We start from the raw sequence: 24,174 nt of genomic DNA, 5'->3' as shown, positions 1-24,174 counted from the left end.
TGGTGCCCTCACCCCGTCCCTCTCCCACCGGGAGAGGGCGCAAACATCAAAAACGGTAACGGGCGTTACCGTTTTGCTTTTACCTCGTAGGCCGGGTAAGGCGAAGCCGCCACCCGGCACTTACGGCGGTTACTGCCAGCTCACCTCACCCTGCGGTTCATAGGCATTCACATCCAGCGGTGAGTTCTGCTGGATGTACTGCTTGAGCACCTCGGCGTCGATAAAGCCGGTATTCACATAGCCCGGTTTATTATCGATATGCGGATAACCATCGCCGCCGGTGGCGTTAAAGCTTAACGTCGCCATCCGGTAGGTTTTGGCCGGATCGACCGGTTCGCCCTTGATCTTCAGGTCGCTCAGCACCCCGCCCTTCGCCACAAAGCTCACGTTGGCAAACTGTGGATAGGCTCCGGAGTCCGGTTTCATCTGCGCCACCGCCGTCAGATAGTCTGTCACCTCTTTGCCGCTCATATCGACATACACCAGCACGTTGCCGAACGGCTGCACCTTCAGCACATCTTTATAGGTGATGTCCCCGCCTTCGATGGAGTCGCGGATCCCGCCGCCGCTCATCACCGCAAAATCGGCACCGGTGCGCGCCATCTGCGCGGCCAGGATCAGATGCCCCATGTTGGTCTGCACGAAGCGCACCTTGCTGCGATCGCCTTCCAGTCGGCCGTTGAGCGTGCCAATCTTCACGTCCAGCTGCGCCTTGCCTTTATTCTGGAACGGCGTCAGCAGAGAGAGCATCTGTGGGTTTTCCGCAATTTCCGGAGTATAGAGCACGCGCTCGCTCTGGCCGTTATCGTAAGTGACCTTCTTCTTCAGGTTGACCGGGATCAGCTGGTAGTGCACCAGCTTCATCTCGCCGTTGCGGAATTCGAAGTCCGCGCGGCCCACATATTTGCCCCACTCGTGGGCCTGCACAATCCAGATCCCGTTCTGCTTGTCCGGCGCGCACGGCGTGCCTGGCACGTAATCCACCTGCTTTTTATTTTCCGACGCCATGCAGACCGGATCCTGGGAGTGACCGCCCACAATCATCGCCAGCGAGCCCGCCGGCAGGCTGCGCGCCATCTCAACATCACCCGGCGCGTTCGAGCCGTGCTCGCCGTTATCGTAGTGCCCCATGTGGGTGGTGGCGATAATCACGTCCGGTTTTTCGTTCTGCTGCAGCTCCTGGATCACCAGCTTCGCTTCGTCGGCCGGTTTACGGAATTCGATGTCGGTAAAATATTCCGGGTTGCCGATTTTCGCCGTGTCGTCGGTGGTCAGCCCCACCACCGCAATTTTAATATCCTGGCGTTTGAAAATGGCCCAGGGCTTAAATAAGCGCTCGCCGGTGCTTTTCTGGTAAATATTGGCGGAGAGGAACGGGAATTTGGCCCACTTCTCCTGCTGGCGTAATACTTCGATGGGATTATCAAACTCATGGTTGCCGACGGCCATCGCATCGTAGCCAATCAGATTCATGCCGCGAAAGTCGGGTTCTGCGTCCTGTAGATCGGATTCCGGCACGCCGGTATTAATATCGCCGCCGGAGAGCAGCAGCACGCTGCCGCCTTTTGCCGCCACCTCTTTACGGATCCCGTCCACCAGCGATTTCTGCGCCGAGAGGCCATATTCACCGTATTCGCTGCGCCAGAAGTGGCCGTGATGATCGTTAGTATGCAGGATGGTGATGTTATAGGTTTTATCTTTTTCCCAGGCCTGGGCTGGCAGGCTGAGCAGACCGCACGCCGCTATAATTGCCAGCGCGACGCCTCGCTTCATTAACTTCATTTCTTCACTCCCTGATCTTAGACAAACGCAAAAATTACAATGAGTCATCAGAATAGACAAATATGTTTTCAGAATTGCGACTTTCCTCAAATGTCAGGGACAGGTATGTTAGTCAGATAATAATTACTCCCTGCACTTCCAATAACAATCGACGTGGTATTTATGGCAATCAGCGAATCTACTCCTCCGGTGTCGGCGGCTAAGGCCCGCACCTCATTCGGTATTCTCGGCGCAATCAGTCTTTCGCATCTGCTTAACGATATGATCCAGTCGCTTATTCTGGCGATCTACCCGTTACTGCAGTCCGAGTTCTCTCTCACCTTCGTGCAGATCGGCATGATCACCCTCACCTTCCAGCTGGCGTCGTCGCTGCTGCAACCGGTGGTGGGCTACTGGACGGATAAATATCCGATGCCGTGGTCGCTGCCGATTGGCATGTGCTTTACCCTGAGCGGCCTGATCCTGCTGGCGATGGCGGGCAGCTTTGAAGGGGTGCTGGTGGCAGCCGCCCTGGTGGGCACCGGCTCGTCGGTCTTCCATCCGGAGTCGTCCCGCGTGGCGCGAATGGCCTCCGGTGGCCGTCACGGTCTGGCACAGTCGCTGTTCCAGGTGGGCGGCAACTTCGGCAGCTCCCTCGGTCCGCTGCTGGCGGCGGTGATTATCGCCCCGTACGGCAAAGGCAACGTGGCCTGGTTTGTGCTGGCGGCGCTGTTAGCGATTGTGGTGCTGGCGCAAATCAGCCGCTGGTATGCGGCTCAGCACCGGGTCAATAAAGGCAAACCAAAAGCGCCGGTGATAAATCCCCTGCCACGCAACAAGGTGATTCTGGCCGTCAGCATCCTGCTGATGCTGATTTTCTCCAAATACTTCTATATGGCGAGTATCAGCAGCTATTACACCTTTTATCTGATGGAAAAATTCGGACTATCGGTACAAAACGCCCAGTTTCACCTGTTCGCGTTCCTGTTTGCCGTCGCAGCCGGAACCTTTATTGGTGGGCCGCTGGGGGACAAAATCGGACGTAAATATGTGATTTGGGGCTCTATCCTCGGTGTTGCGCCCTTCACGCTTATTTTACCCTACGCAACCCTGTGGTGGACGGGCGTTTTAACCGTGATCATTGGTTTTATCCTCGCATCCGCTTTTTCTGCCATTCTGGTGTACGCTCAGGAGCTGCTTCCGGGGCGTATCGGCATGGTTTCCGGGCTGTTTTTTGGTTTTGCCTTCGGGATGGGCGGCCTTGGCGCGGCGGTATTAGGGCTGATTGCAGACCATACCAGCATCTTCCTGGTCTACAAAATCTGCGCTTTCCTGCCACTTCTTGGGATGTTGACTATATTCCTGCCTGATAACCGGCATAAATCCTGATTTATCTGCGGCCAAACTACAGCTTTGGCCGCGCCCTTCCCTTCTGCCATCAGCCTTTCTTCACCACACCTCTGATAAATCGTCCGGATGTACGTCCGTTTAACCCTTATTGCTGTTTTCATTAAAATTCAATAATTATTCATAAACGTAATCATTAATTTTGTCATAAACTATTACACGGCTTTTTGGTTTACGAACCAAAAATGGAGTCATACAGCAACGAAAGGAGACGGAATGCACCACGCCACACCGCTTATCACCACCATTGTTGGTGGACTTGTACTCGCTTTTATACTCGGCATGATTGCCAACAAACTGCGTATTTCCCCTCTGGTGGGCTATTTAGTGGCGGGCGTGTTAGCTGGTCCGTTTACCCCTGGTTTTGTTGCTGATACGAAACTTGCCCCCGAGCTGGCGGAGCTTGGGGTGATCCTGCTGATGTTCGGTGTGGGTTTGCATTTCTCCCTGAAGGATTTGATGGCGGTAAAGTCCATCGCCATTCCCGGCGCGATCGCCCAGATAGCCGTGGCGACGTTGCTGGGTATGGCGCTTTCAGCGATGCTGGGCTGGCCGCTAATGACCGGCATCGTGTTCGGCCTGTGTCTTTCCACCGCCAGTACCGTGGTGCTGCTGCGCGCGCTTGAAGAGAGACAGCTGATTGACAGCCAGCGGGGGCAGATCGCCATTGGCTGGCTGATTGTTGAAGATCTGGTGATGGTCTTAACCCTGGTGTTGCTGCCTGCTGTCGCCGGAATGCTCGAAAAAGAAAACGTCGGGTTCGCCTCCCTGGCGCTGGATATGAGTATCACCATCGGCAAAGTGGTGGCCTTTATCGCCATTATGATGCTGGTGGGCCGCCGCCTGGTGCCGTGGATCCTCTCCCGCAGCGCGGCGACCGGCTCGCGCGAGCTGTTTACCCTCGCGGTACTGGCGCTGGCGCTGGGGATTGCCTTTGGCGCCGTGGAACTCTTCGACGTCTCCTTCGCGCTGGGCGCCTTCTTTGCCGGGATGGTGCTGAACGAATCGGAACTGAGCCACCGTGCTGCCCACGATACCCTGCCCCTGCGCGATGCCTTTGCGGTGCTGTTCTTTGTCTCGGTCGGGATGCTGTTCAATCCGCTGGTGCTGATTGAGCAGCCGCTGGCGGTGCTGGGCACCCTGGCGATCATTATCTTTGGTAAGTCGGTGGCGGCTTTCTTCCTGGTGCGCATGTTTGGTCACTCGCCGCGTACCGCGCTGACCATCGCCGCCAGCCTTGCTCAGATTGGTGAGTTTGCCTTTATCCTCGCCGGACTGGGCATGGCGCTGGATCTGCTGCCGCAGGCCGGGCAAAACCTGGTGCTGGCAGGGGCTATCCTCTCCATTATGCTGAACCCGGTGCTGTTCGCGCTGCTGGAAAAATACCTCGATAAAACCGAAACCCTCGAAGAGCAGACCCTGGAAGAGGCGATCGAAGAAGAGAAGCAGATCCCGGTGGATATCTGCAACCACGCCCTGCTGGTCGGTTTTGGCCGCGTCGGGAGCCTGCTGGGCGAGAAGCTGATGGCCCAGGGCATTCCGCTGGTGGTGATTGAAACCTCCCGCACCCGCGTGGATGAGCTGCGCGAGCGCGGGATCCGCGCGGTGCTGGGGAACGCGGCTAACGAAGAGATTATGAATCTGGCGCATCTGGATTGCGCCCGCTGGCTGCTGTTGACTATCCCTAACGGTTACGAGGCCGGTGAGATCGTGGTCTCCGCCCGTGAAAAATACCCGCACCTGGAGATTATCGCCCGGGCGCATTACGACGACGAAGTGGATTACATTATGGAGCGCGGCGCGAATCAGGTGGTGATGGGCGAACGCGAGATTGCCAATACCATGCTGTCGCTGCTGGAGAAACCGCCGGTTGAAGCGACGGTGACGGGGTAAAACTTGTGCGGCCTGGGCCCCTCACCCCGGCCCTCTCCCCATAGGGGAGAGGGTGTTTGAGTTCCCTCTCCCCTATGGGGAGAGGGTTAGGGTGAGGGGTTTTCTTTTACCGATCCCAGTATGACTCTTCCAGGCTATCTTCCCGCTCCGGCAGGCCGCGCGTTAAGCGCGGTGAATGCTGGTTCAGCACCTGATAGCTCACGCGGTTCGCGTACTTACACACCTGCGCCAGCGACGAGTAGGTCAGCCAGTTAAACTTGTGCTTGCTGGAGTTCGGCACGTTGGTGCGGTGGAAGGCGTTAGCGGTGATATCGTGCAGCAGGGCGGCCAGCGCGCCGTCGCCTGCGCCGTTGGTGTTCATGATCTTCTCCGGGCCGCCCATGTACGGGGCGATATGGGAGAAGATACGCAGGGGAGTGACGCAGTCTTTATGGCGCATGGCGCGGCTGAACTCAAACTGGTTGAACTCGGCAATCGCCCCCGGCAGCAGCGGATGCTGGGTTTTACGCTTCGCCTCTTCTTCGGTGAAACCGGCCATATACAAGCCTACCGGTCCGGCGGTGCAGAGCACCAGGTCGACCCAGTCCAGCGCCTTGTCAGAGGCCAGCAGCGGATCGCTCTCCCCGGTCAGGGCTTCGGCCTCTTCTTCGTTCATCGCCAGAATCGAGACGTGCTCTTTCAGGAACGCCTGCCACCACTCCGGGTTGTCGGCGATGACAAATTTAGTGCCCAGGGTCAGAACCACCGGTACGTTGTATTTCTTCGCATACTCAACGGCCTTCATGGTCGCTTCCGGCATCGGCTCGCCCGGCTTGCAGCGCACCAGGTAGGAGGTCAGCACCAGCGCTGATGCCCCGGCAATCACCTCTTCCGGAATGCTCTCGGCGCGTAGTTTGTTCATGTGCCCCGGGCTGATGGCAAAGGTACGTTCGCCGGATTCCCCGATCAGCGTGAAACAGCGGCCAATTGCCCCGTCCACGCCCTGCAGGTAATTCAGATCGGTACGGCTGGAGGTATTGCAGAGATAGCGGTAGGCGTAGCTGCCAATTTCGATATTGCTGCACATCACGCCCAGCAGGACGGAGCGGTCGTCCGCCAGCACGGAGTAGTTGTGCATGGTGTTGCCGATGGTGCCACCGGCAAACTGATGGGTGATGAGGTTCTCCCTCACCAGCTCCTGATACAGCGCTTCCGCCACATCGTCTTCAATAACCAGAGAGTGCCCGGCGCTCAGGCCGTAACGCGCGACAAACGCATCGTCCACTTTAGCTTCAATATCCACCAGCGTCTGATCGATGCCTACCACCCAGGCGGCACTGGTCTCATTTTCCGGCTGAATTTGCTGCAGCAGCGGATCGCGGGCGTTAACGGGAAAGTAGTGTTTAGATTTACGTTTACCGGGAAATTTCATGTTCTGGGCTATGAGTGACGGATGGGCCGGGAATGGTAGCACAAACCCGGCTCAGAGTGCGATCAGCGGCTGTTGGTCAGCAGAGAGACCATCATATCGATATGCTCCGGGTCGTCGTTAAGCGCCGGAATATACTCATACTTTGTGCCGCCCGCTTCGAGGAAAAACTCACGGTTTTGCACCGCGATCTCTTCCAGGGTTTCCAGGCAGTCCGCCGCAAAGCCCGGCGACATCACCTGAATATGCTTCACTCCCTTCTCGCCCAGCATTTTGAGGGTTTCATCGGTATAGGGGGTCAGCCACGGCTCGCGGCCAAAGCGCGACTGGAAGGTCATCATCACCTTCTCCGGCGGCAGGCCGAGGGCGGAAACCAGCTCCCGGGTGGTGTCGCGACAGCGTTGCGGGTAATCATCCCCTTCGTCGGCGAATCGCTGCGGAATACCGTGGTAGGAGAGCAGCAGCAGATCCGGCTCGCCGTGTTTCTCAAAGGACGCGCGGGCGCTGCTGGCGAGGGCCTTGATGTACAGCTCGTTATCCGCGTAGTCGCGAATAAAGGTTACGCCTGGAATACGGCGGCGTGTTGCCAGAATGCGGGCCAGTTCATCCCAGACCGCGGCCACGGTGGAGCAGGAGTATTGCGGATAGAGCGTCAGCACTTTGATGTGGTCAACGCCCTGCGCCAGCAGGTCATCGACGGCGCTTTTCAGGGACGGTTTACCGTAGCTCATGCCCAGCGCCACCGGCATATCCGGCAGACGGGCGGCCAGCGCTTTCTCCTGGCGACGGCTGTAGACCATCAGCGGCGAGCCCTCCTCCATCCAGACGGACTGATAGAGTTTTGACACGCGCGGAGAACGGATCGGTAAAATCACGCCGCGCAGTAGCGGCCACCACAGCACGCGCGGGGTATCCACAACGCGTGTATCGCTCAGAAACTGGCGCAGATAACGGCTGACCGCTGCGGGTGTTGGGGCTTCGGGGGTACCTAGATTGGCAAGCAGGATGCCGGTTTTCGCCTGACTCATTCACGCCTCATAACCATTTAACTGGCTGATAAGTGTATCTGAAAAGCGCGTAAACGGAACCCATTGCTGCGATAGACGAAATGAGAAATTTTCTCACCCGGAGGACCCGGGTGAGAGACGCGCGATTAGCCGAGGATCTTTTCCAGCTCTGCACGAACATCAGCAACGGCTTTGGTGCCGTCAACTTTCGCGTATTTGGTGTTACCCGCCTGCGCTTCTTTGGTGTAGTAGCCGATCAGCGGCGCGGTCATCTGATGGTATTCCACCAGGCGCTTACGCACGGTCTCTTCCTGATCGTCTTTACGGGTGGTCAGCTCTTCGCCGGTCACGTCGTCTTTACCTTCCACCTGCGGTGGGTTGAACTTAACGTGGTAAACGCGGCCGGAAGCGGCGTGTACGCGACGACCGATGATACGGTCAACGATCAGCTCGTCAGGTACGTCGAACTCCAGCACGTAGTCCACGTTGATGCCCGCTTCTTTCATAGCATCAGCCTGAGGAATGGTGCGCGGGAAGCCGTCCAGCAGGAAACCGTTACGGCAGTCTTCCTGGGAAATGCGTTCTTTAACCAGAGCGATAACCAGCTCGTCGGTCACCAGCTTGCCGGCGTCCATAATGTCTTTCGCCTGTTTACCCAGCTCGGAGCCAGATTTAACAGCGGCACGCAGCATGTCACCCGTAGAGATTTGCGGAATACCGTATTTCTCCATGATGAACTGAGCCTGAGTTCCTTTACCCGCGCCCGGAGCGCCAAGCAGAATAATACGCATTGCGAAAATCCCCTCAAAAGTCGATTCAATTTTTCAAAAAGCGCTAAACAATACCATCAGAACGGGTATCGCTCAAGGAAGGCGGGGCGGCTGAAACGGTTAATGAGGGGAATTTATTAGAGGGTGCGGTAACGGCTCCCCTCACCCTGACCCTCTCCCCAGAGGGGAGAGGGAACTATTACACCCTCTCCCCTTTGGGGAGAGGGCTGGGGTGAGGGGTAGTTGTATTAGCTCAGCAGCAACGCATTCACGCGCTTGATGAACTGGTTTGGATCTTCCAGCGTGCCGCGTTCGGCCAGCAGGGACTGATCCAGCAGCAGTTCAACCCACTCGGCGAAGCGCGCTTCGTCCTGGGTCTCGGCCGCACGTTTCACCAGGGCGTGATCCGGGTTCAGTTCAAAGATGTACTTCACTTCCGGTACGCTCTGGCCCGCAGCGGCGAACAGCTTCGCCATTTGAGTGCTCATCTCGTCGGCTTCGGTGGTGACGATGGCCGGGGTATCGGTCAGACGGTGGGTGAAACGCACCTCTTTCACGCGATCGCCCAGATGGGTTTTCACGCGCTCAACGAACGGCTCCAGCGCCTTCTCCGCCTCTTTCGCGGTTTCGTCCACCTCATCCGCCAGCTTGTCGATAGACTCATCGGCTTTGGCAACGGACTGGAACGCTTTGCCGCTGAACTCGGTCAGGTAGTTCATCATCCACTCATCGATGCGATCGGAAAGCAGCAGCACTTCGATGCCTTTCTTACGCAGCAGCTCCAGGTGCGGGCTGCTCTTCGCCGCGGCATAGCTGTCGGCGGTGATGTAGTAGATCTTCTCCTGCCCTTCTTTCATGCGGGAGATGTACTCTTCCAGCGACACGGTCTGTTCGGAAGAGTCGGTATGAGTAGAGGCGAAGCGCAGCAGCTTAGCAATGGCTTCGACGTTGGAGGTGTCTTCCGCCGGGCCCTCTTTCAGCACCAGGCCGAACTGTTTCCAGAAGGTCTGGTATTTTTCCGCGTCATCTTTCGCCAGCTTGTCCAGCATCTGCAGCGCACGCTTGCTCAGCGCGGTGCGCAGATTGCGGGTCACGGTGCTGTCCTGAAGGATCTCACGGGAGACGTTCAGCGGCAGATCGTTTGAGTCAATCAGGCCACGCACAAAGCGCAGGTAGTTCGGCATGAACTGCTCGGCTTCGTCCATGATGAACACGCGCTGCACGTACAGCTTCAGGCCGTGCTTGTGATCGCGGTTCCACATATCCCACGGGGCCTGCGCCGGGATGTACAGCAGGCTGGTGTACTCCTGCTTACCTTCCACGCGGTTGTGGCTCCAGGTCAGCGGATCGGTAAAGTCGTGGGCGATGTGCTTGTAGAACTCGGTGTACTCTTCGTCTTTGATTTCAGACTTGTTGCGCGTCCACAGCGCCTGCGCCTTGTTGATCTTCTCCCAGGAGATAACGGTTTCGCCGTCCTGCTCTTCCTGTTTTTCGATCTCTACCGGCAGCGCGATATGGTCGGAATATTTGCTGATGATGGAGCGTACGCGCCAGTCGTTGAGGAAATCATCTTCCCCTTCGCGCAGGTGCAGGGTGATTTCGGTCCCGCGATCGGCTTTGGTGATGTCGGCAACGGTGTATTCACCTTCGCCGTGTGATTCCCAGAACACGCCGCTTTCAGCGCTTTCGCCTGCCGCACGGGTACGCACGGTGACTTTATCCGCCACGATGAAGGCGGAGTAGAAGCCCACGCCGAACTGGCCAATCAGCTGGCTGTCTTTCGCCTGATCGGAGCCCATCGACTGCAGGAAGGCTTTGGTGCCGGATTTGGCGATGGTGCCAAGATGGTCGATGGCTTCATCGCGGGTCATGCCGATGCCGTTATCCGCGATAGTCAGGGTGCGGTTCTCTTTATCAAACGAGACGCGCACGCGCAGCTCGCCGTCACCTTCATACAGCTCTGGCTTCGAGAGCGCACGAAAACGCAGCTTGTCTGCCGCATCAGAGGCGTTAGAGATAAGCTCGCGCAGGAAAATTTCTTTATTGGAATAAAGAGAATGGATCATCAGGTGCAGAAGTTGTTTTACTTCTGACTGGAAACCACGGGTTTCTTGTCCTTTCATACTAAGTCGACCTCAACAATGCCATTTAATGGGGTTTAAAAGCGTTGAGGGAGAGATGGGGATAAGCGGATATGTTTTCAAGCGGAGGCCACGGCTGCAGCCTCCGTTTGGTCAGAAAATAATCTTGTGACGACCTGCCAGAGAGTGCGAGAGCGTGGTGCCGTCCACCATCTCCAGCTCACCACCAACCGGTACACCGTGGGCGATACGGCTGGCGTCGACGCCCGACTCCGCACACAGCTCGGCGATATAGTTGGCTGTCGCCTCCCCTTCCACCGTTGGGTTGGTGGCGAGGATCACCTCAGAGATCGTTTCCGATTTCAGGCGCTGTTCCAGGCGGTCCAGGCCGATATCATCCGGACCAATACCGTCCAGGGGTGAAAGGTGGCCCATCAGCACAAAGTAGCGGCCAGAAAATTGCCCGGTCTGTTCGATGGCGTAAATGTCCGCAGGACTCTCCACCACGCAAATCTGACCGTTTTCCTGACGACGCGGGTTGGCGCAGATGTTACACACGTCCTGCTCGGTAAAGGTGCGGCAATCGGCACAGTGACCAATTTCCGACATGGCGCGGGTCAGAGCCTGCGCCAGGCGCATTCCGCCGCTGCGATCGCGTTGCAGCAGGGTAAACGCCATACGCTGCGCCGACTTCGGGCCGACGCCCGGCAGGCAGCGCAGCGCTTCCATTAACTGCGTAAGCAGCGGACTGGTTTGCATCAGAACGGCATCTTAAAGCCCGGTGGCAGCTGCATTCCGGAGGATACAGAGGCCATTTTTTCTTTCTGAGTTTCGTCGATACGGCGCGCAGCATCGTTAAATGCAGCGGCGACCAGATCTTCCAGCATATCTTTGTCGTCTTCGAGCAGGCTTGGGTCGATCTCCACGCGACGGCAGTTATGTGCGCCGTTGATGGTCACTTTGACCAGACCTGCGCCAGATTCGCCAGTGACTTCCATCTGCGCGATCTCTTCCTGCATCTTCTGCATTTTTTCCTGCATCTGCTGGGCCTGCTTCATCAGACCACCCAGACCGCCTTTACCACCAAACATAGGCTTCTCTCTTCTTTCACGTTAAAGATAACAACCGTAAGTCAGACTCACGATCAAATGGGTCGAATACTCTCTTCATCCAGGTCTGCATCGAAGTAACGCTGCAGGGTCTGAATGTTATTATCCGCGATAATCGACTCACGCGCCTGCGCGAGTTTCTCTTCATAAATGGCCTGACGCCACTCCAGCGGCGTTCGCACCGCCGGATTATCATCTTCAATGATGGTCAATTCAACCGGCGCACCCTGTAATGTGGAGAGCGCCTCAGTCAGCACCTGCTGCGCGCTCGCCGAATTCAGGTGACGCTGGCCCGGACGCAGATGCAGACAGATACGGTTGCCCTCCTGCTCGCGCCAGGCGTTGAGCGCGACCTGCTCCACCAGTTTCGGCAGCTTGAGTTTGCTGACCTCTGCCGCCCAGGGATCGCGCTCAAGCGACTCCTCGGCGAGTTTGGCGGAGAGCTCCGGCGTTTTCTCGTGCTCCAGCGCCTTTTTCAGCGCCTTCGGCGTGGCAACCTCCACCTTCACCTCTTCGGTGACGGTGGTCGCTTTCCAGCGATACGCCTCTTGCTTAACCGGCGCCTTTGGCTCAGAGGTGACCGTTGCCGAACGCGACTGGACGCGATCCGTGACCGAAGCCAGACGTTCAAGCGCGGCGTTATTTACCGGCCGCGCTCTTGCAGGCGCTGCCGGTTCACTCTTTTTTGGTTTGGTTGCTCCCTGAGCACGCTGTAGCTGGCTACGGGCAGCAAGCACCGAACTGGTGGCATCCGACAGCGGCACGTCCTGTCGCGGCGGTGGCGCACTCTGCTGCGTGGGCACCTGCGGCGGCGTGAGCACTGCCGTAGGCGCCACCGGAGCGAACGACTGCGGCTGCACCTCAGGTTCTGGCAGCGGCATGCGCGGATGGAACGCCAGCGCGCGCAGCAGGGTCATCTCAACCCCCATACGTCTGTCGGGCGCGAACGGCAGTTCCTTACGGCCAATTAACAGGGTTTGATAGTAGAGCTGTACGTCCGTTGGCGGAATGGTACGCGCCAGCTCGCGCATCCGCTGTTCAATGGCCGCCATATCCGGGCCCAGCGCCGCCGGGGAGAGTTGCACCATCGCAATGCGGTGCAGCAGGCTGAGCATTTCAACCAGCAGGGCTTCCCACTCGACGCCGCGTGACGCAGAGGCGTTCACCAGCTCCATCACCCGCTCGCCGTTGGCCTCAACCACCGCTTCAATCAGCGACAAGGCCTGATCGTCATCCAGCGTGCCGAGCATGGTGCTCACCGCCTGGGTCGTCAGCTTGCCTTCACCGCTGGCAATCGCCTGATCGGTGAGGCTGAGGGCATCGCGCAGGCTGCCATCGGCAGCACGCGCCAGCAGCTGCAGCGCACGCGGCTCATGCGCAACCTGCTCTTCGTTGAGAATGTATTCGAGCCGATCGCGGATCTGCGTAACGTCCAGCGCCTTCAGGTGGAACTGCAGGCAGCGGGATAAGATAGTGACCGGCAGCTTTTGCGGATCGGTGGTCGCCAGCAGGAACTTAACGTGTGCGGGCGGCTCTTCCAGCGTTTTCAGCAGGGCGTTAAAGCTGTGGCGCGAGAGCATGTGCACTTCATCGATCAGATAGACCTTGAAGCGGCCACGCGCCGGAGCGTACTGGACGTTATCCAGCAGATCGCGGGTATCTTCGACTTTGGTGCGCGAGGCGGCATCGATCTCAATCAGATCGACAAAGCGCCCCTGCTCGATTTCACGGCAGTTATCGCAGACGCCACACGGCGTGGCGGTGATGCCGCTTTCGCAGTTAAGACCTTTCGCCAGCAAACGGGCAATAGAGGTTTTACCGACGCCACGGGTACCGGAAAAAAGCCAGGCGTGATGGATACGTCCTAGCGATAAGCTGTTCGCCAGGGCGGTCAGCACATGTTCCTGGCCGACAACGTCAGCAAAGGTTTGGGGTCGCCATTTTCGGGCTAACACCTGATAACTCATGGGCAGGCTCTGCAACGCTGGAAGGTGGATATTCAGGGGGGTAATGCTAACACAACCTCACCCGTTGGGCGAGGTTGCGGGCGGGAGGATTAATGTCCCGGGAAAGGCACGAGGCTGTAGCTGGTGATGCCCTGTTTTTCGAGGCGCTGTTCGCCGCCCAGATCGAACAGGTTGATGATGAAGGCCGCATCGGTCACTTCACCACCCAGACGACGGATCAGCTTCACGGTGGCTTCAATGGTGCCGCCGGTTGCCAGCAGATCGTCAACCACCAGCACTTTATCGCCAGGCTTGATCGCATCAACGTGGATTTCAAGCTGGTCGGTGCCGTATTCCAGATCGTAGCTCTCAGCGATGGTTTCGCGAGGCAGTTTGCGCGGTTTACGTACCGGCACAAAACCCACGCCCATTGCCAGCGCAACCGGCGCGCCAAACAGGAAGCCACGGGCTTCGGTGCCTACAACTTTGGTGATCCCGGCGTTTTTATAGCGCTCAACCAGCAGTTCAATGCTGAGAGCATACGCTTTCGGGTCTTCCAGCAAGCTGGTGACATCACGGAAAAGAATGCCAGGCTTCGGATAATCCTGGATGCTTTTGATGCTGTTTTTAAGAAATTCAAGCTGCTGCGCAGTTGCGGTCATAAATGGATGCCTGATGAAAACGGTGTTACTCACGGAGCGGATGAATGGTCGGTCAAAGTAACAATTGTTTAACCTTTGACCAGCTCTGCCCGTGCTCGAAAACGGTCGAATTTACTGGCTGCGCGCAAGAATTGCAACAGCCATACTCATGATTATTGCTTTTGTTGCTTTTCATCAACGACGGGGATCCGCCACATGAAAATCAGCAGGCAGGCGAGGATTGCCAGCAGCAGGATCCGCACCCACATCATTTTTACCATCCATAATGAAAAGGCGAAGGTCACAAGGATCACCGCAACGGCCCGTGGCTTAGCGCCGGGCGGCATGGCACGGTGCTGTTGCCAGTGGCGCAGGTAGCCGCCAAACCAGGAGCGGTAGAGCAGCCAGTGGTGAAAACGCGGCGAAGAACGGGCAAAGCACCACGCCGCCAGCAATATAAAGGGCGTGGTGGGTAAAAGAGGTAAAACAACGCCCAGCGTGCCGAGCACTACCGCAAGCCAGCCAATGATGATTAGAATAGTACGCTGCATAATGCGAATCGTTATCAAACTGAACGGCTACTGTACCACTGGAGTGCGGATTGAAAACAGCCTTGCTTTTACAGACGTTGCAAAATCAACTGACGACCCTGCGCGAGCAGGCCGCCCCGTTGATGCAGCACGCCACCCTGAAGCCGCGTTTTGACCGGCAGCTGTTCCGCACCCGCAGCACCGTAATGAAAGATTATCTCGATGAAGCCCAGCACCATCTGGACGAGCTGCGTCACGCCGTGGATAACGCGCAGGCTGAGCAGGTCGCCTGGCTGGCCGCTCATCTGGCGGAACAGATCGCCGCCCTGCACCGGGAGATAGCCGCCTGGCCGCTACGCCTCTGGGACGGTGCCTCTGCGGGCACCACAAAATGGCAGCGCAAACGCCTGGAGCACCAGGAGTTTGAACGTCGGCTATGCGAGATGAAAAATGAACGCGAGTCCCGGCTGAACCAGGCCGAAACGCTGGAAGAGCAGCAGATGCTGATGCGCGAAATTACCGCGCTGGAGGGGCGGCTTGAACGCTGCCGCAAGGCACTGGATGATATTGAACGCGTTATCGCGCGTCTGACCCGTTAACAGGAGTAGTGTGTGTCACTGGAAAACGCCCCCGATGAAGTCAAGCTGGCCGTCGACCTGATTATGTTGCTGGAGGATAGCGCCATCCCGACCGAGACGGTGCTGAAGGCGCTGGAAATTGTGAAGCGGGATTTCGAAGGAAAAAGACCCTCACCCCTGCCCTCTCCCTGAAAGGGAGAGGGAGCAAACCATTCCCTCGCCCCTTTGGGGAGAGGGTTAGGGTGAGGGGTAACGTTACGCTGGAGTCGGATCGTCACCCTTAATGTCACGTTTCACTTCAGTATGCTCGTCGCCCTTCTCATTGCGCAGATGCACTTCAAGCTGGTTGAACGCAATATTGATGTTGTTCTCGCGGCACAGGCGTTCGATGGTGCGGTTCAGCTCATCTACGGTGTAGCTGCGGTCACGCAGTTCACGTACGTACAGACGCAGTTCATGATCCAGAGTGCTTGGTCCGAAGGTGGTGAAGAATACTGATGGCTCCGGATCGTGCATCACTTTCGGATGATCCATCGCCGCTTTCAGCAGTACTTTTTTCACCGCGTCCAGATCGGAGCCGTAGGCCACACCGAGGCGGATCACCACGCGGGTGATGGTGTCCGAGAGCGACCAGTTGATCAGTCGCTCAGTCACGAACGCTTTGTTCGGGATGATCACCTCTTTGCGATCGAAGTCGGTGATGGTGGTGGCACGAATACGGATCTTGCTGACGGTACCCGAGAAGGTGCCGATGGTGACGGTATCGCCGATACGCACCGGACGTTCGAACAGGATGATCAGACCCGAGACGAAGTTACCGAAGATCTCCTGCAAACCAAAACCAAGACCGACCGACAGCGCCGCCGCCAGCCACTGCAGTTTATCCCACGACACCCCGAGCGACCCGAAGACCGTCATGGCACCCGCCACCAGAATCACGTAGTTCAGGATGGTGGTAATGGCGTAGGAGGCACCCTGGCGCATGTTCAGGCGCGAGAGCACCAGCACTTCCAGCAGGCCTGGCAAGTTGCGGATCAAGGCCCAGGCCACCACCGACGAGACCAGCGCAAACAGCAGGCTGCCCATGGTGACGTTTTTCACCACCGCCGCACCCGCTTCGGTGCCGTTGTAGTGCCACAGCGTAATGCTGTCGAGATAAGCAAAGACGGTGATTAAATCAGACCAGATCGCCCAGAACATCACGCCGAACAGGGCAATCATCACCAGCATGGTGATACGCAGCGTCTGCTGGTTTACCTGCTCCAGAGCGATGGTCGGCTCTTCCTGCGGCTCGGCGCCTTCGGCCCCCTCTTTCACCATATTCTGTCGACGCGCCAGGGCACGGCGATAGGCAATTCGACGAGCTGCAACGCTCAGCCCGCGCAGCACGGTCTGGTAGAGCAGGTTCCAGAAGATCACCAGATAGACGGTTTCAATCCAGCGCCCTGACAGACGCAGGGTGGTATAGAAGTAGCCGGTTGCCGTCAGCACCATCAGCGCGACGGGAATAATAGAGAGCACGGTGACCGTCACCAGACGGATTGTGTGCGACTCTTTGTCGCGCCAGCTGTCACGGCACATCGGCCACATCAGCACGCTGATCAGCAGCAGGTTAAGCAGGATAACAAACTGCCCCAGCACATCATCCATCAGATGCAGCGGGGAGAGTTCCGCCACCACGGACCAGAAGTGCAGCGGCAACAGCGCCAGACTGACGCGCACAATCTGGCGGCGCCAGTGGCTGGTCAGCTGCGCAGGCATATTAAAGTGACTCACCGCCACGCCGTCTTTCTCCAGCACCTTCCAGCACAGGCCAAAGACCAGCCAGAAGAGGGCCAGCTTTTTGCTGAAAGCCCACAGCAGATCGCTGATATTGAGCTGCATGGTCAGCAGGATCAGTCCGGCGGCGAGGATCAGCAGACAGACCGGCAGAGCGCGGATCAGATCGATAAGAATCGCTTTCGGGGTGTGAAGCTGGCTGTCATTACGCAGCTGCCCCACTTCCTGTGCCAGCTTCGCCTGGTATTTTTTCAGCCAGCCGAGACGCCAGCGAATTAAACCGGCAATCAGTAATAGCGGCAGGCCCGCCAGGAAAGCAAAGGCCACCGCAGGGCCTGCTTTTTCCCAGTTAACGGTGATTTTCATCGCCTTAATCTGATCTTTAAGCATGCCCGGGAAGGATTTGATCCAGTCCCAGTCCATCGGTTTGTTGCTGTTTACCCAGAAGATTTGCTGGGTAAGGATCTCCTGCAGGCTTTTAGAGACGCTCACCAGCTGCTGCTGGTTGATCTGCAGGTTAATGGCCATCATCAGCTGATTGCCCAGCTGTTTGTTCATCTGATCCAGCAGTTCGCGGCGCATATCCACCACCTGCAGCAGGGCATCATGAACTTCGTCATTGACGTCGCTGCTGTGGCCTTCTTCCAGTTTGGCGACGAAGGCATCGCTCTGGAACAGGGCGTCGCGCTGCTGGTTGACCTCAAACTGCTCCAGACGCAGATCCGCAATGCGGTTGGTCATGTCTTCCAGCTCATCGGCGGAAGGCAAGGTCTGCTGTTGCTGATAAAGAATACGCGACAGCAGCAGGCTGCCTTTCAGGACGGCAATCTGCTCTTTAATATTGCGTTCCGACTGCAGGGCGCGATCCAGCCAGTTTTTCACTTTGATATTCTGCTGAACCAGCGAGTTGCCGTTTTCGGTCGCTTTGATCAAACGCTGGCTGAGCTGATGGTTGATATCCAGCTCCTGCTTTACCAGCGGATTTTCCTGGATACGGGCGGTTTCGTCCGGGTTGACAGCTTCCTGGGCAGTTTTCTCGGTCAGGGTCAGCCGTTTGCTGTTCACCGCCTCCTGCAGCAGCTGCAGCTGGTGCTCCAGACGGTTGATGTTGGCGGTGACATAGTCGCGCTGTTTTTGCAGGGTATCCTGCAGCACGGTGTTGCCTTCCAGGCTCTTACGCTGCTGCTCGATCTGGGCATTCAGCAAAAGCTGCTGCGTCAGGAGTAGCGTCTGCTGGGTGGGGCGTAACGCAGCCTCTCCCGCGGAGGTGCCATTCAGGCGATTGCGGATCTGCTGCAGCTCCTGAGACGCGGTATACATCGCATTCTGCACGCGCTCCGGCTGAGTTTGCAGGGAGACCAGCTGGCTGTTGTAGGTGGCGAGATCGCTCTGGGCAGTTTGTAAGTCGTCCAGCAGCTGCGACACGCGCAGTTCCAGCTGGCGCAATGACAGAGTCGCCAGCGTCTTGCGGGTTTCGTCATCATTATCGATATCGCCCAGCGCGTTCAGGCTCTCTGTCGCCTTGCGCATCGCTTCTGGCGCCTGCGCCACCTTCTGACGTAATTGTGTGGTTTCGGCCTTGACCCGCTCGATCTTATCGATGGTTTCCAGAGTTTCCGTCAGATCCTTCTGCACCAGCTTATCCTGCGGAGTAAGCTCTTTTTGTTTGCTCAGGGCATCGAGCTGACTCTGGACATCGGCGCGGGTTGGCATGTCGCTGGTGTTATCACCACGCGCAAATGCAACCGGCGAAGCCAGAAAGGCGAGAAAGAAAACCAGAATAAAGGCAAAAACAGGATGCTGTTTGCGTGTGTAGTGCGACATAGTAGTGTGTAATTTGTGTGATGAATGACCCAATTGACCGGCGTGAAGAATATCACGGCGGTTGAAAGCAAAATAGCGTGAACTGTTGGCTCCCGGATAATTCCTGGGAGTCAGGCCTGCAGGGGCTCAGGCTGGGCGCGGAGCGTAGGGCAGAGCTGGTACATTTCCAGCAGAATGGCGACGTAATCACGGGCTTCACGTTGCAGATCAAAAGACTGCGGCGCAAAGAGCCAGTTTTCCATCAGTCCGGAAATATAGCTGCGCATCAGAATAGCGGCGCGACGGGTCAGCAGATTGGCGGGTAGCATTTTCGCTTTGATACAGTGAGTCAGCGTCTGTTCAATACGGTCGTAACTGGCCAGGCAGAGGCTGCGCTGCGCCTGTTGCACGATCGCCATTTCCCCAACGAATTCACATTTATGGAAGATGATCTCCATCATAAGACGGCGTCGCTCTTCAATAACTGTCGCCTCAAGAATATAAACCAGAATCTCTCTTAAAACTGAGAGTGGATCGTCAGGGAATTTTGCCCGATACTCAGTCTCGAGATCCCCAATACTGGACTCTGACAACTCCCAAATTTCACCAAATAAATCTGACTTATTTTTGAAATGCCAGTAAATCGCTCCCCGGGTTACCCCAGCCGCCTGAGCTATCTGTGCCAGAGAGGTAGATGAAACCCCCTGTTGCGAAAACAAGCGTAAAGCGACATCAAGGATGTGTTGGCGTGTTGCAAGTGCTTGTTGTTTGGTTTTTCGTGCCATGCGCAGGTGAATTTACAGGAGTCAGATTTACATACATTTATGAATGTATGTACCATAGCACGACGATAATATAAACGCAGCAATGGGTTTGTGGACGCGTGATCCATTGATCAATTTGAAATCGGAAACTCGAGGTTTACATATGAACAAAAACAGAGGGTTAACGCCTCTGGCGATCGTTCTGATGCTCTCAGGCAGCTTAGCGCTTACAGGATGTGACGAGAAACAGGCTCAACAAGGAGCTCAGCAGGTGCCAGAAGTTGGCGTCGTGACGCTCAAAACCGAACCTCTCCAGATCAAAACTGAATTACCCGGCCGTACCAGTGCTTACCGCATTGCGGAAGTGCGTCCACAGGTGAGTGGCATCATCCTGAAACGTAATTTTACGGAAGGGGGTGATGTTAAAGCGGGTGATTCTCTGTATCAGATTGATCCCGCGACCTACCAGGCTAATTACGAAAGCGCGAAAGGCGATCTGGCCAAAGCGCAGGCTGCAGCAAAAATTGCCCAATTGACGGTCAGCCGTTATCAGAAACTGCTGGGTACTCAGTACATCAGCCAACAGGAATACGATAGCGCCCAGGCTGACGCACAGCAGGCTAACGCTGCCGTCATCGCGGCAAAAGCCGCAGTTGAAACCGCACGCATTAACCTGGCCTATACCAAAGTGACCTCGCCTATCAGCGGCCGCATTGGTAAATCGTCCGTGACTGAAGGTGCGCTGGTGCAGAACGGCCAGACTAACGCGCTGGCAACCGTGCAGCAGCTCGACCCGATCTATGTCGATGTTACCCAGTCGAGCAATGATTTCCTGCGCCTGAAACAGGAGCTGGAGAACGGCACGCTGAAGCAGGAAAACGGCAAAGCGAAAGTTGAACTGGTTACCAGTGACGGCATTAAGTTCCCTGAGGCCGGCAGCCTTGAGTTCTCTGACGTCACGGTCGATCAGACCACCGGTTCCATCACCCTGCGCGCAATTTTCCCGAACCCGAACCATACGCTGTTACCGGGCATGTTCGTCCGCGCCAGCCTGGAAGAAGGGACCAACCCAACCGCACTGCTGGTTCCACAGCAGGGCGTGACCCGCACACCGCGCGGCGATGCCAGTGCGATGGTGATTGGCGCTGAAGACAAAGTCGAAGTTCGTCAGATCACGGCAACCCAGGCCATTGGTGATAAATGGCTGGTGACCGACGGTCTGAAAGATGGCGATCGCGTCATTATTACCGGATTACAAAAAGTTCGCCCAGGCGCCAAGGTAAAAGCGCAAGAGGTCACGTCTGACAATCAACAACAAGCCTCAGCAGGCGGTCAGTCAGAACAACCTAAGTCTTAACTTAAACAGGAGCCGTTAAGACATGCCTAATTTCTTTATCGATCGCCCCATTTTCGCGTGGGTGATCGCCATAATCATCATGCTAGCCGGGGGACTCGCGATCCTGAAGCTGCCTGTCGCGCAATATCCAACCATTGCGCCGCCAGCAATTTCAATCGCCGCAACCTACCCAGGGGCTGATGCGAAAACGGTGCAGGACACCGTGACGCAGGTTATCGAACAGAACATGAACGGTATCGATAACCTGATGTACATGTCCTCCAACAGTGACTCCACCGGTACGGTGCAGATCACGCTGACCTTCGAATCCGGTACGGATGCGGACATCGCCCAGGTACAGGTGCAGAACAAACTGCAGCTGGCGATGCCGTTACTGCCGCAGGAAGTACAACAGCAGGGTGTGAGCGTGGAGAAATCCTCCAGTAGCTTCCTGATGGTTGTCGGCGTTATCAACACCAACGGCACCATGACGCAGGAGGATATTTCCGACTACGTGGGCGCCAACATGAAGGACGCCATCAGCCGTACTTCTGGTGTGGGTGACGTACAGCTGTTCGGTTCTCAGTACGCGATGCGTATCTGGATGGACCCGAACAAGCTGAACAACTTCCAGCTGACGCCAGTGGACGTGATCACCGCCATTAAAGCGCAGAACGCCCAGGTTGCAGCCGGTCAGTTAGGCGGTACGCCGCCGGTGAAAGGCCAGCAGCTGAACGCCTCTATCATCGCACAGACCCGACTGACCTCCGCAGATGAGTTCAGTAAGATTCTGCTGAAGGTGAATCCGGACGGTTCACAGGTTCGCCTGCGCGACGTTGCGAAGGTGGAACTGGGTGGTGAGAACTACGACGTTATCGCCAAGTTTAACGGCCAGCCGGCATCCGGTCTGGGTATTAAACTGGCGACCGGTGCTAACGCCCTTGATACGGCGACCGCGATCCGTGCTGAACTGAAGAAAATGGAACCTTTCTTCCCGTCAGGCCTGAAGATCGTTTACCCGTATGACACCACGCCGTTCGTTAAAATCTCTATCCACGAAGTAGTGAAAACGCTGGTAGAAGCGATCATCCTGGTATTCCTGGTGATGTATCTGTTCCTGCAAAACTTCCGTGCGACGCTGATTCCAACCATCGCCGTACCGGTGGTTCTGCTCGGGACCTTTGCTATCCTGGCGGCCTTCGGCTTCTCGATAAACACCCTGACGATGTTCGGGATGGTGCTGGCCATCGGCCTGCTCGTGGATGACGCCATCGTGGTGGTCGAAAACGTCGAGCGTGTGATGTCCGAAGAGGGACTGCCGCCGAAAGAAGCGACCCGTAAATCCATGGGTCAGATTCAGGGCGCGCTGGTCGGTATCGCTATGGTTCTGTCGGCGGTATTTATCCCGATGGCCTTCTTCGGTGGTTCTACCGGTGCGATTTATCGCCAGTTCTCGATCACCATCGTTTCCGCGATGGCCCTGTCGGTACTGGTCGCTCTGATCCTGACCCCTGCGCTGTGCGCCACCATGCTGAAACCGGTGGCTAAAGGCGATCACGGAGAAAACAAAAAAGGCTTCTTCGGCTGGTTTAACCGCATGTTCGATAAGAGCACGCACCACTACACCGACAGCATAGGCAATATCCTGCGCAGCACCGGTCGTTACCTGCTGCTCTATATCATCATCGTGGTCGGCATGGCCTACCTGTTCGTTCGTCTGCCAAGCTCCTTCCTGCCGGATGAAGACCAGGGCGTGTTCCTGACGATGGCCCAGCTCCCGGCGGGTGCATCGCAAGAGCGTACCCAGAAAGTGCTGGATGAAGTCACTGATTATTACCTCAATAAAGAGAAAGCCAACGTTGAATCGGTGTTTGCGGTTAACGGCTTTGGCTTTGCAGGTCGTGGTCAGAACACCGGTATTGCCTTCGTCTCATTGAAAGACTGGGCTGATCGTCCGGGTGACGAGAATAAGGTAGAAGCCATTACCGGTCGCGCCATGGGCACCTTCTCGCAGATTAAAGATGCGATGGTCTTCGCCTTTAACCTGCCAGCGATTGTTGAGTTGGGTACGGCGACCGGCTTTGACTTCCAGCTTATCGACCAGGGTGGTTTGGGCCATGAAAAACTGACTCAGGCGCGTAACCAGCTGTTCGGCGAAGTGGCCAAGCACCCTGACCTGCTGGTTGGCGTTCGTCCAAACGGCCTGGAAGATACCCCGCAGTTCAAAGTGGATATCGATCAGGAAAAAGCACAGGCGCTGGGCGTCTCTATCAGCGACATCAACACCACACTGGGCGCAGCCTGGGGCGGGAGCTACGTCAACGACTTCATCGACCGTGGTCGTGTGAAGAAGGTGTACGTAATGTCTGAAGCGCAATACCGTATGTTGCCAAGCGATATCAATAACTGGTATGTGCGCGGCAGCAACGGGCAGATGGTGCCGTTCTCAGCCTTCTCTACTTCTCGCTGGGAATACGGTTCACCGCGTCTGGAACGTTACAACGGTCTGCCATCCATGGAGATCCTGGGCCAGGCGGCACCGGGCAGAAGTACCGGTGAAGCCATGAACCTGATGGAAGAGCTGGCGGGTAAACTGCCTGCGGGTATTGGCTACGACTGGACGGGGATGTCCTATCAGGAACGTCTGTCCGGTAACCAGGCCCCTGCCCTGTATGCCATCTCGCTGATTGTGGTGTTCCTGTGTCTGGCGGCGCTGTACGAGAGCTGGTCGATTCCGTTCTCGGTTATGCTGGTTGTACCGCTGGGGGTCATTGGTGCCCTGCTGGCAGCGACGTTCCGCGGGCTGGGTAATGACGTGTACTTCCAGGTGGGCCTGCTGACAACCATTGGCTTGTCGGCGAAGAACGCGATATTAATCGTCGAATTCGCCAAAGATCTGATGGATAAAGAAGGCAAAGGCCTGATTGAAGCAACGCTGGAAGCAGTCCGTATGCGTCTGCGTCCGATTCTGATGACCTCCCTCGCCTTTATCCTCGGCGTTATGCCGCTGGTTATTAGCTCGGGTGCAGGTTCCGGTGCGCAGAACGCCGTAGGTACCGGCGTAATGGGTGGGATGGTGACCGCGACCGTCCTGGCGATCTTCTTCGTTCCGGTGTTCTTCGTGGTTGTACGTCGTCGTTTTAGCCGTAAGAGCGATGATGTGGAACACAATCACCCGGTGTGATGACACAGATTCGGGTTTAACCGTTAAAAAGGCCGCATATGCGGCCTTTTTTTTAGCAATTGAAAATCATAAAATTAGCTTATTGAGGGTTTATATATTTAATGTAACGCTTAAACCACATATCATATTTAGCCTGGTTCTTTTACAGAAATTCTCAATTTCATGCGTTGCTTCTTA

Annotated in this window: 18 protein-coding genes and 1 other annotated feature; of the genes, 6 read left to right on the top strand and 12 right to left on the bottom strand. The window is 56.6% G+C overall.

Going from position 1 to position 24,174, the window contains the following annotated elements:
• Positions 1-129: 129 nt before the first annotated feature.
• The gene (gene ushA / locus K5I40_RS12965; protein WP_223074681.1) at positions 130-1,782 is read right to left on the bottom strand and encodes a bifunctional UDP-sugar hydrolase/5'-nucleotidase UshA; all 1,653 of its coding nucleotides are present in this window, start codon (positions 1,780-1,782) and stop codon (positions 130-132) included.
• Positions 1,783-1,944: 162 nt separating this feature from the next.
• Between ushA and K5I40_RS12960 the strand changes: the two genes are divergently transcribed.
• Positions 1,945-3,150: an MFS transporter gene (locus K5I40_RS12960; RefSeq protein ID WP_039032418.1), complete on the top strand. Its 1,206-nt coding sequence runs from the start codon at positions 1,945-1,947 to the stop codon at positions 3,148-3,150.
• Positions 3,151-3,384: 234 nt separating this feature from the next.
• Positions 3,385-5,061 carry a YbaL family putative K(+) efflux transporter gene (gene ybaL, locus K5I40_RS12955; protein WP_039032417.1) on the top strand — a complete coding sequence of 559 codons (1,677 nt, stop codon included), beginning with the start codon at positions 3,385-3,387 and terminating at the stop codon, positions 5,059-5,061.
• Between the two features lie 106 nt (positions 5,062-5,167).
• On the opposite strand, the gene K5I40_RS12950 is transcribed toward ybaL, so the two are convergent.
• The 9 genes from K5I40_RS12950 to K5I40_RS12910 all read right to left on the bottom strand — a co-directional run bounded on the left by K5I40_RS12950 (position 5,168) and on the right by K5I40_RS12910 (position 14,574).
• Positions 5,168-6,472, bottom strand: a complete 1,305-nt coding sequence (locus K5I40_RS12950; protein WP_039032416.1) for an inosine/guanosine kinase — start codon at positions 6,470-6,472, stop codon at positions 5,168-5,170.
• A gap of 62 nt (positions 6,473-6,534) precedes the next feature.
• A complete protein-coding gene (gene hemH, locus K5I40_RS12945; protein WP_223074680.1) occupies positions 6,535-7,497 on the bottom strand; it encodes a ferrochelatase in 963 nt (320 codons plus the stop codon).
• A gap of 125 nt (positions 7,498-7,622) precedes the next feature.
• On the bottom strand, positions 7,623-8,267 hold the full coding sequence (adk, locus tag K5I40_RS12940) for an adenylate kinase (RefSeq protein ID WP_039032414.1): 645 nt from the start codon (positions 8,265-8,267) through the stop codon (positions 7,623-7,625).
• Positions 8,268-8,494: 227 nt separating this feature from the next.
• Positions 8,495-10,369 carry a molecular chaperone HtpG gene (gene htpG / locus K5I40_RS12935; RefSeq protein ID WP_223074679.1) on the bottom strand — a complete coding sequence of 625 codons (1,875 nt, stop codon included), beginning with the start codon at positions 10,367-10,369 and terminating at the stop codon, positions 8,495-8,497.
• Positions 10,370-10,480: 111 nt separating this feature from the next.
• On the bottom strand, positions 10,481-11,086 hold the full coding sequence (gene recR, locus K5I40_RS12930; RefSeq protein ID WP_039032412.1) for a recombination mediator RecR: 606 nt from the start codon (positions 11,084-11,086) through the stop codon (positions 10,481-10,483).
• Positions 11,086-11,418, bottom strand: a complete 333-nt coding sequence (locus K5I40_RS12925) for a YbaB/EbfC family nucleoid-associated protein (protein WP_032616874.1) — start codon at positions 11,416-11,418, stop codon at positions 11,086-11,088. Before K5I40_RS12925 ends, recR begins: the two co-directional genes overlap by 1 nt.
• 53 nt (positions 11,419-11,471) lie before the next feature.
• Complete coding sequence (gene dnaX, locus K5I40_RS12920) at positions 11,472-13,403, bottom strand: DNA polymerase III subunit gamma/tau (protein ID WP_138369708.1); 1,932 nt, start codon at positions 13,401-13,403, stop codon at positions 11,472-11,474.
• Positions 12,078-12,142: a sequence feature (DnaX frameshifting element), on the bottom strand. Its footprint overlaps the gene before it by 65 nt.
• An 89-nt stretch (positions 13,404-13,492) precedes the next feature.
• Complete coding sequence (gene apt, locus K5I40_RS12915) at positions 13,493-14,044, bottom strand: adenine phosphoribosyltransferase (protein WP_223074678.1); 552 nt, start codon at positions 14,042-14,044, stop codon at positions 13,493-13,495.
• Between the two features lie 152 nt (positions 14,045-14,196).
• On the bottom strand, positions 14,197-14,574 hold the full coding sequence (locus K5I40_RS12910) for a DUF454 family protein (RefSeq protein WP_223074677.1): 378 nt from the start codon (positions 14,572-14,574) through the stop codon (positions 14,197-14,199).
• A gap of 50 nt (positions 14,575-14,624) precedes the next feature.
• Between K5I40_RS12910 and priC the strand changes: the two genes are divergently transcribed.
• Both priC and rsmS read left to right on the top strand, forming a co-directional pair.
• Entirely contained in the window at positions 14,625-15,152 is a 528-nt protein-coding gene (gene priC, locus K5I40_RS12905) for a primosomal replication protein N'' (RefSeq protein WP_223074676.1), read from the top strand.
• A gap of 12 nt (positions 15,153-15,164) precedes the next feature.
• Positions 15,165-15,323: a pleiotropic regulatory protein RsmS gene (gene rsmS, locus K5I40_RS12900; RefSeq protein WP_223074675.1), complete on the top strand. Its 159-nt coding sequence runs from the start codon at positions 15,165-15,167 to the stop codon at positions 15,321-15,323.
• Positions 15,324-15,386: 63 nt separating this feature from the next.
• Here rsmS and mscK read toward each other — a convergent pair whose 3' ends face one another.
• Together mscK and acrR are read right to left on the bottom strand one after the other, a co-directional pair.
• On the bottom strand, positions 15,387-18,734 hold the full coding sequence (mscK, locus tag K5I40_RS12895; RefSeq protein WP_039032408.1) for a mechanosensitive channel MscK: 3,348 nt from the start codon (positions 18,732-18,734) through the stop codon (positions 15,387-15,389).
• Between the two features lie 110 nt (positions 18,735-18,844).
• Positions 18,845-19,498 carry a multidrug efflux transporter transcriptional repressor AcrR gene (acrR, locus tag K5I40_RS12890; protein WP_039032407.1) on the bottom strand — a complete coding sequence of 218 codons (654 nt, stop codon included), beginning with the start codon at positions 19,496-19,498 and terminating at the stop codon, positions 18,845-18,847.
• Between the two features lie 142 nt (positions 19,499-19,640).
• Between acrR and acrA the strand changes: the two genes are divergently transcribed.
• Together acrA and acrB are read left to right on the top strand one after the other, a co-directional pair.
• A complete protein-coding gene (gene acrA / locus K5I40_RS12885) occupies positions 19,641-20,834 on the top strand; it encodes a multidrug efflux RND transporter periplasmic adaptor subunit AcrA (protein WP_039032406.1) in 1,194 nt (397 codons plus the stop codon).
• 22 nt (positions 20,835-20,856) lie between these two features.
• Complete coding sequence (gene acrB, locus K5I40_RS12880; protein ID WP_039032405.1) at positions 20,857-23,997, top strand: multidrug efflux RND transporter permease subunit AcrB; 3,141 nt, start codon at positions 20,857-20,859, stop codon at positions 23,995-23,997.
• Positions 23,998-24,174: the final 177 nt, after the last annotated feature.

Source organism: Leclercia sp. LTM14, assembly GCF_023736175.1.
Classification (GTDB): domain Bacteria; phylum Pseudomonadota; class Gammaproteobacteria; order Enterobacterales; family Enterobacteriaceae; genus Enterobacter; species Enterobacter barmai.
The sequence above is the reverse complement of the archived record's forward strand: the minus strand, read 5'-3'. Positions and strand labels throughout refer to the sequence as shown.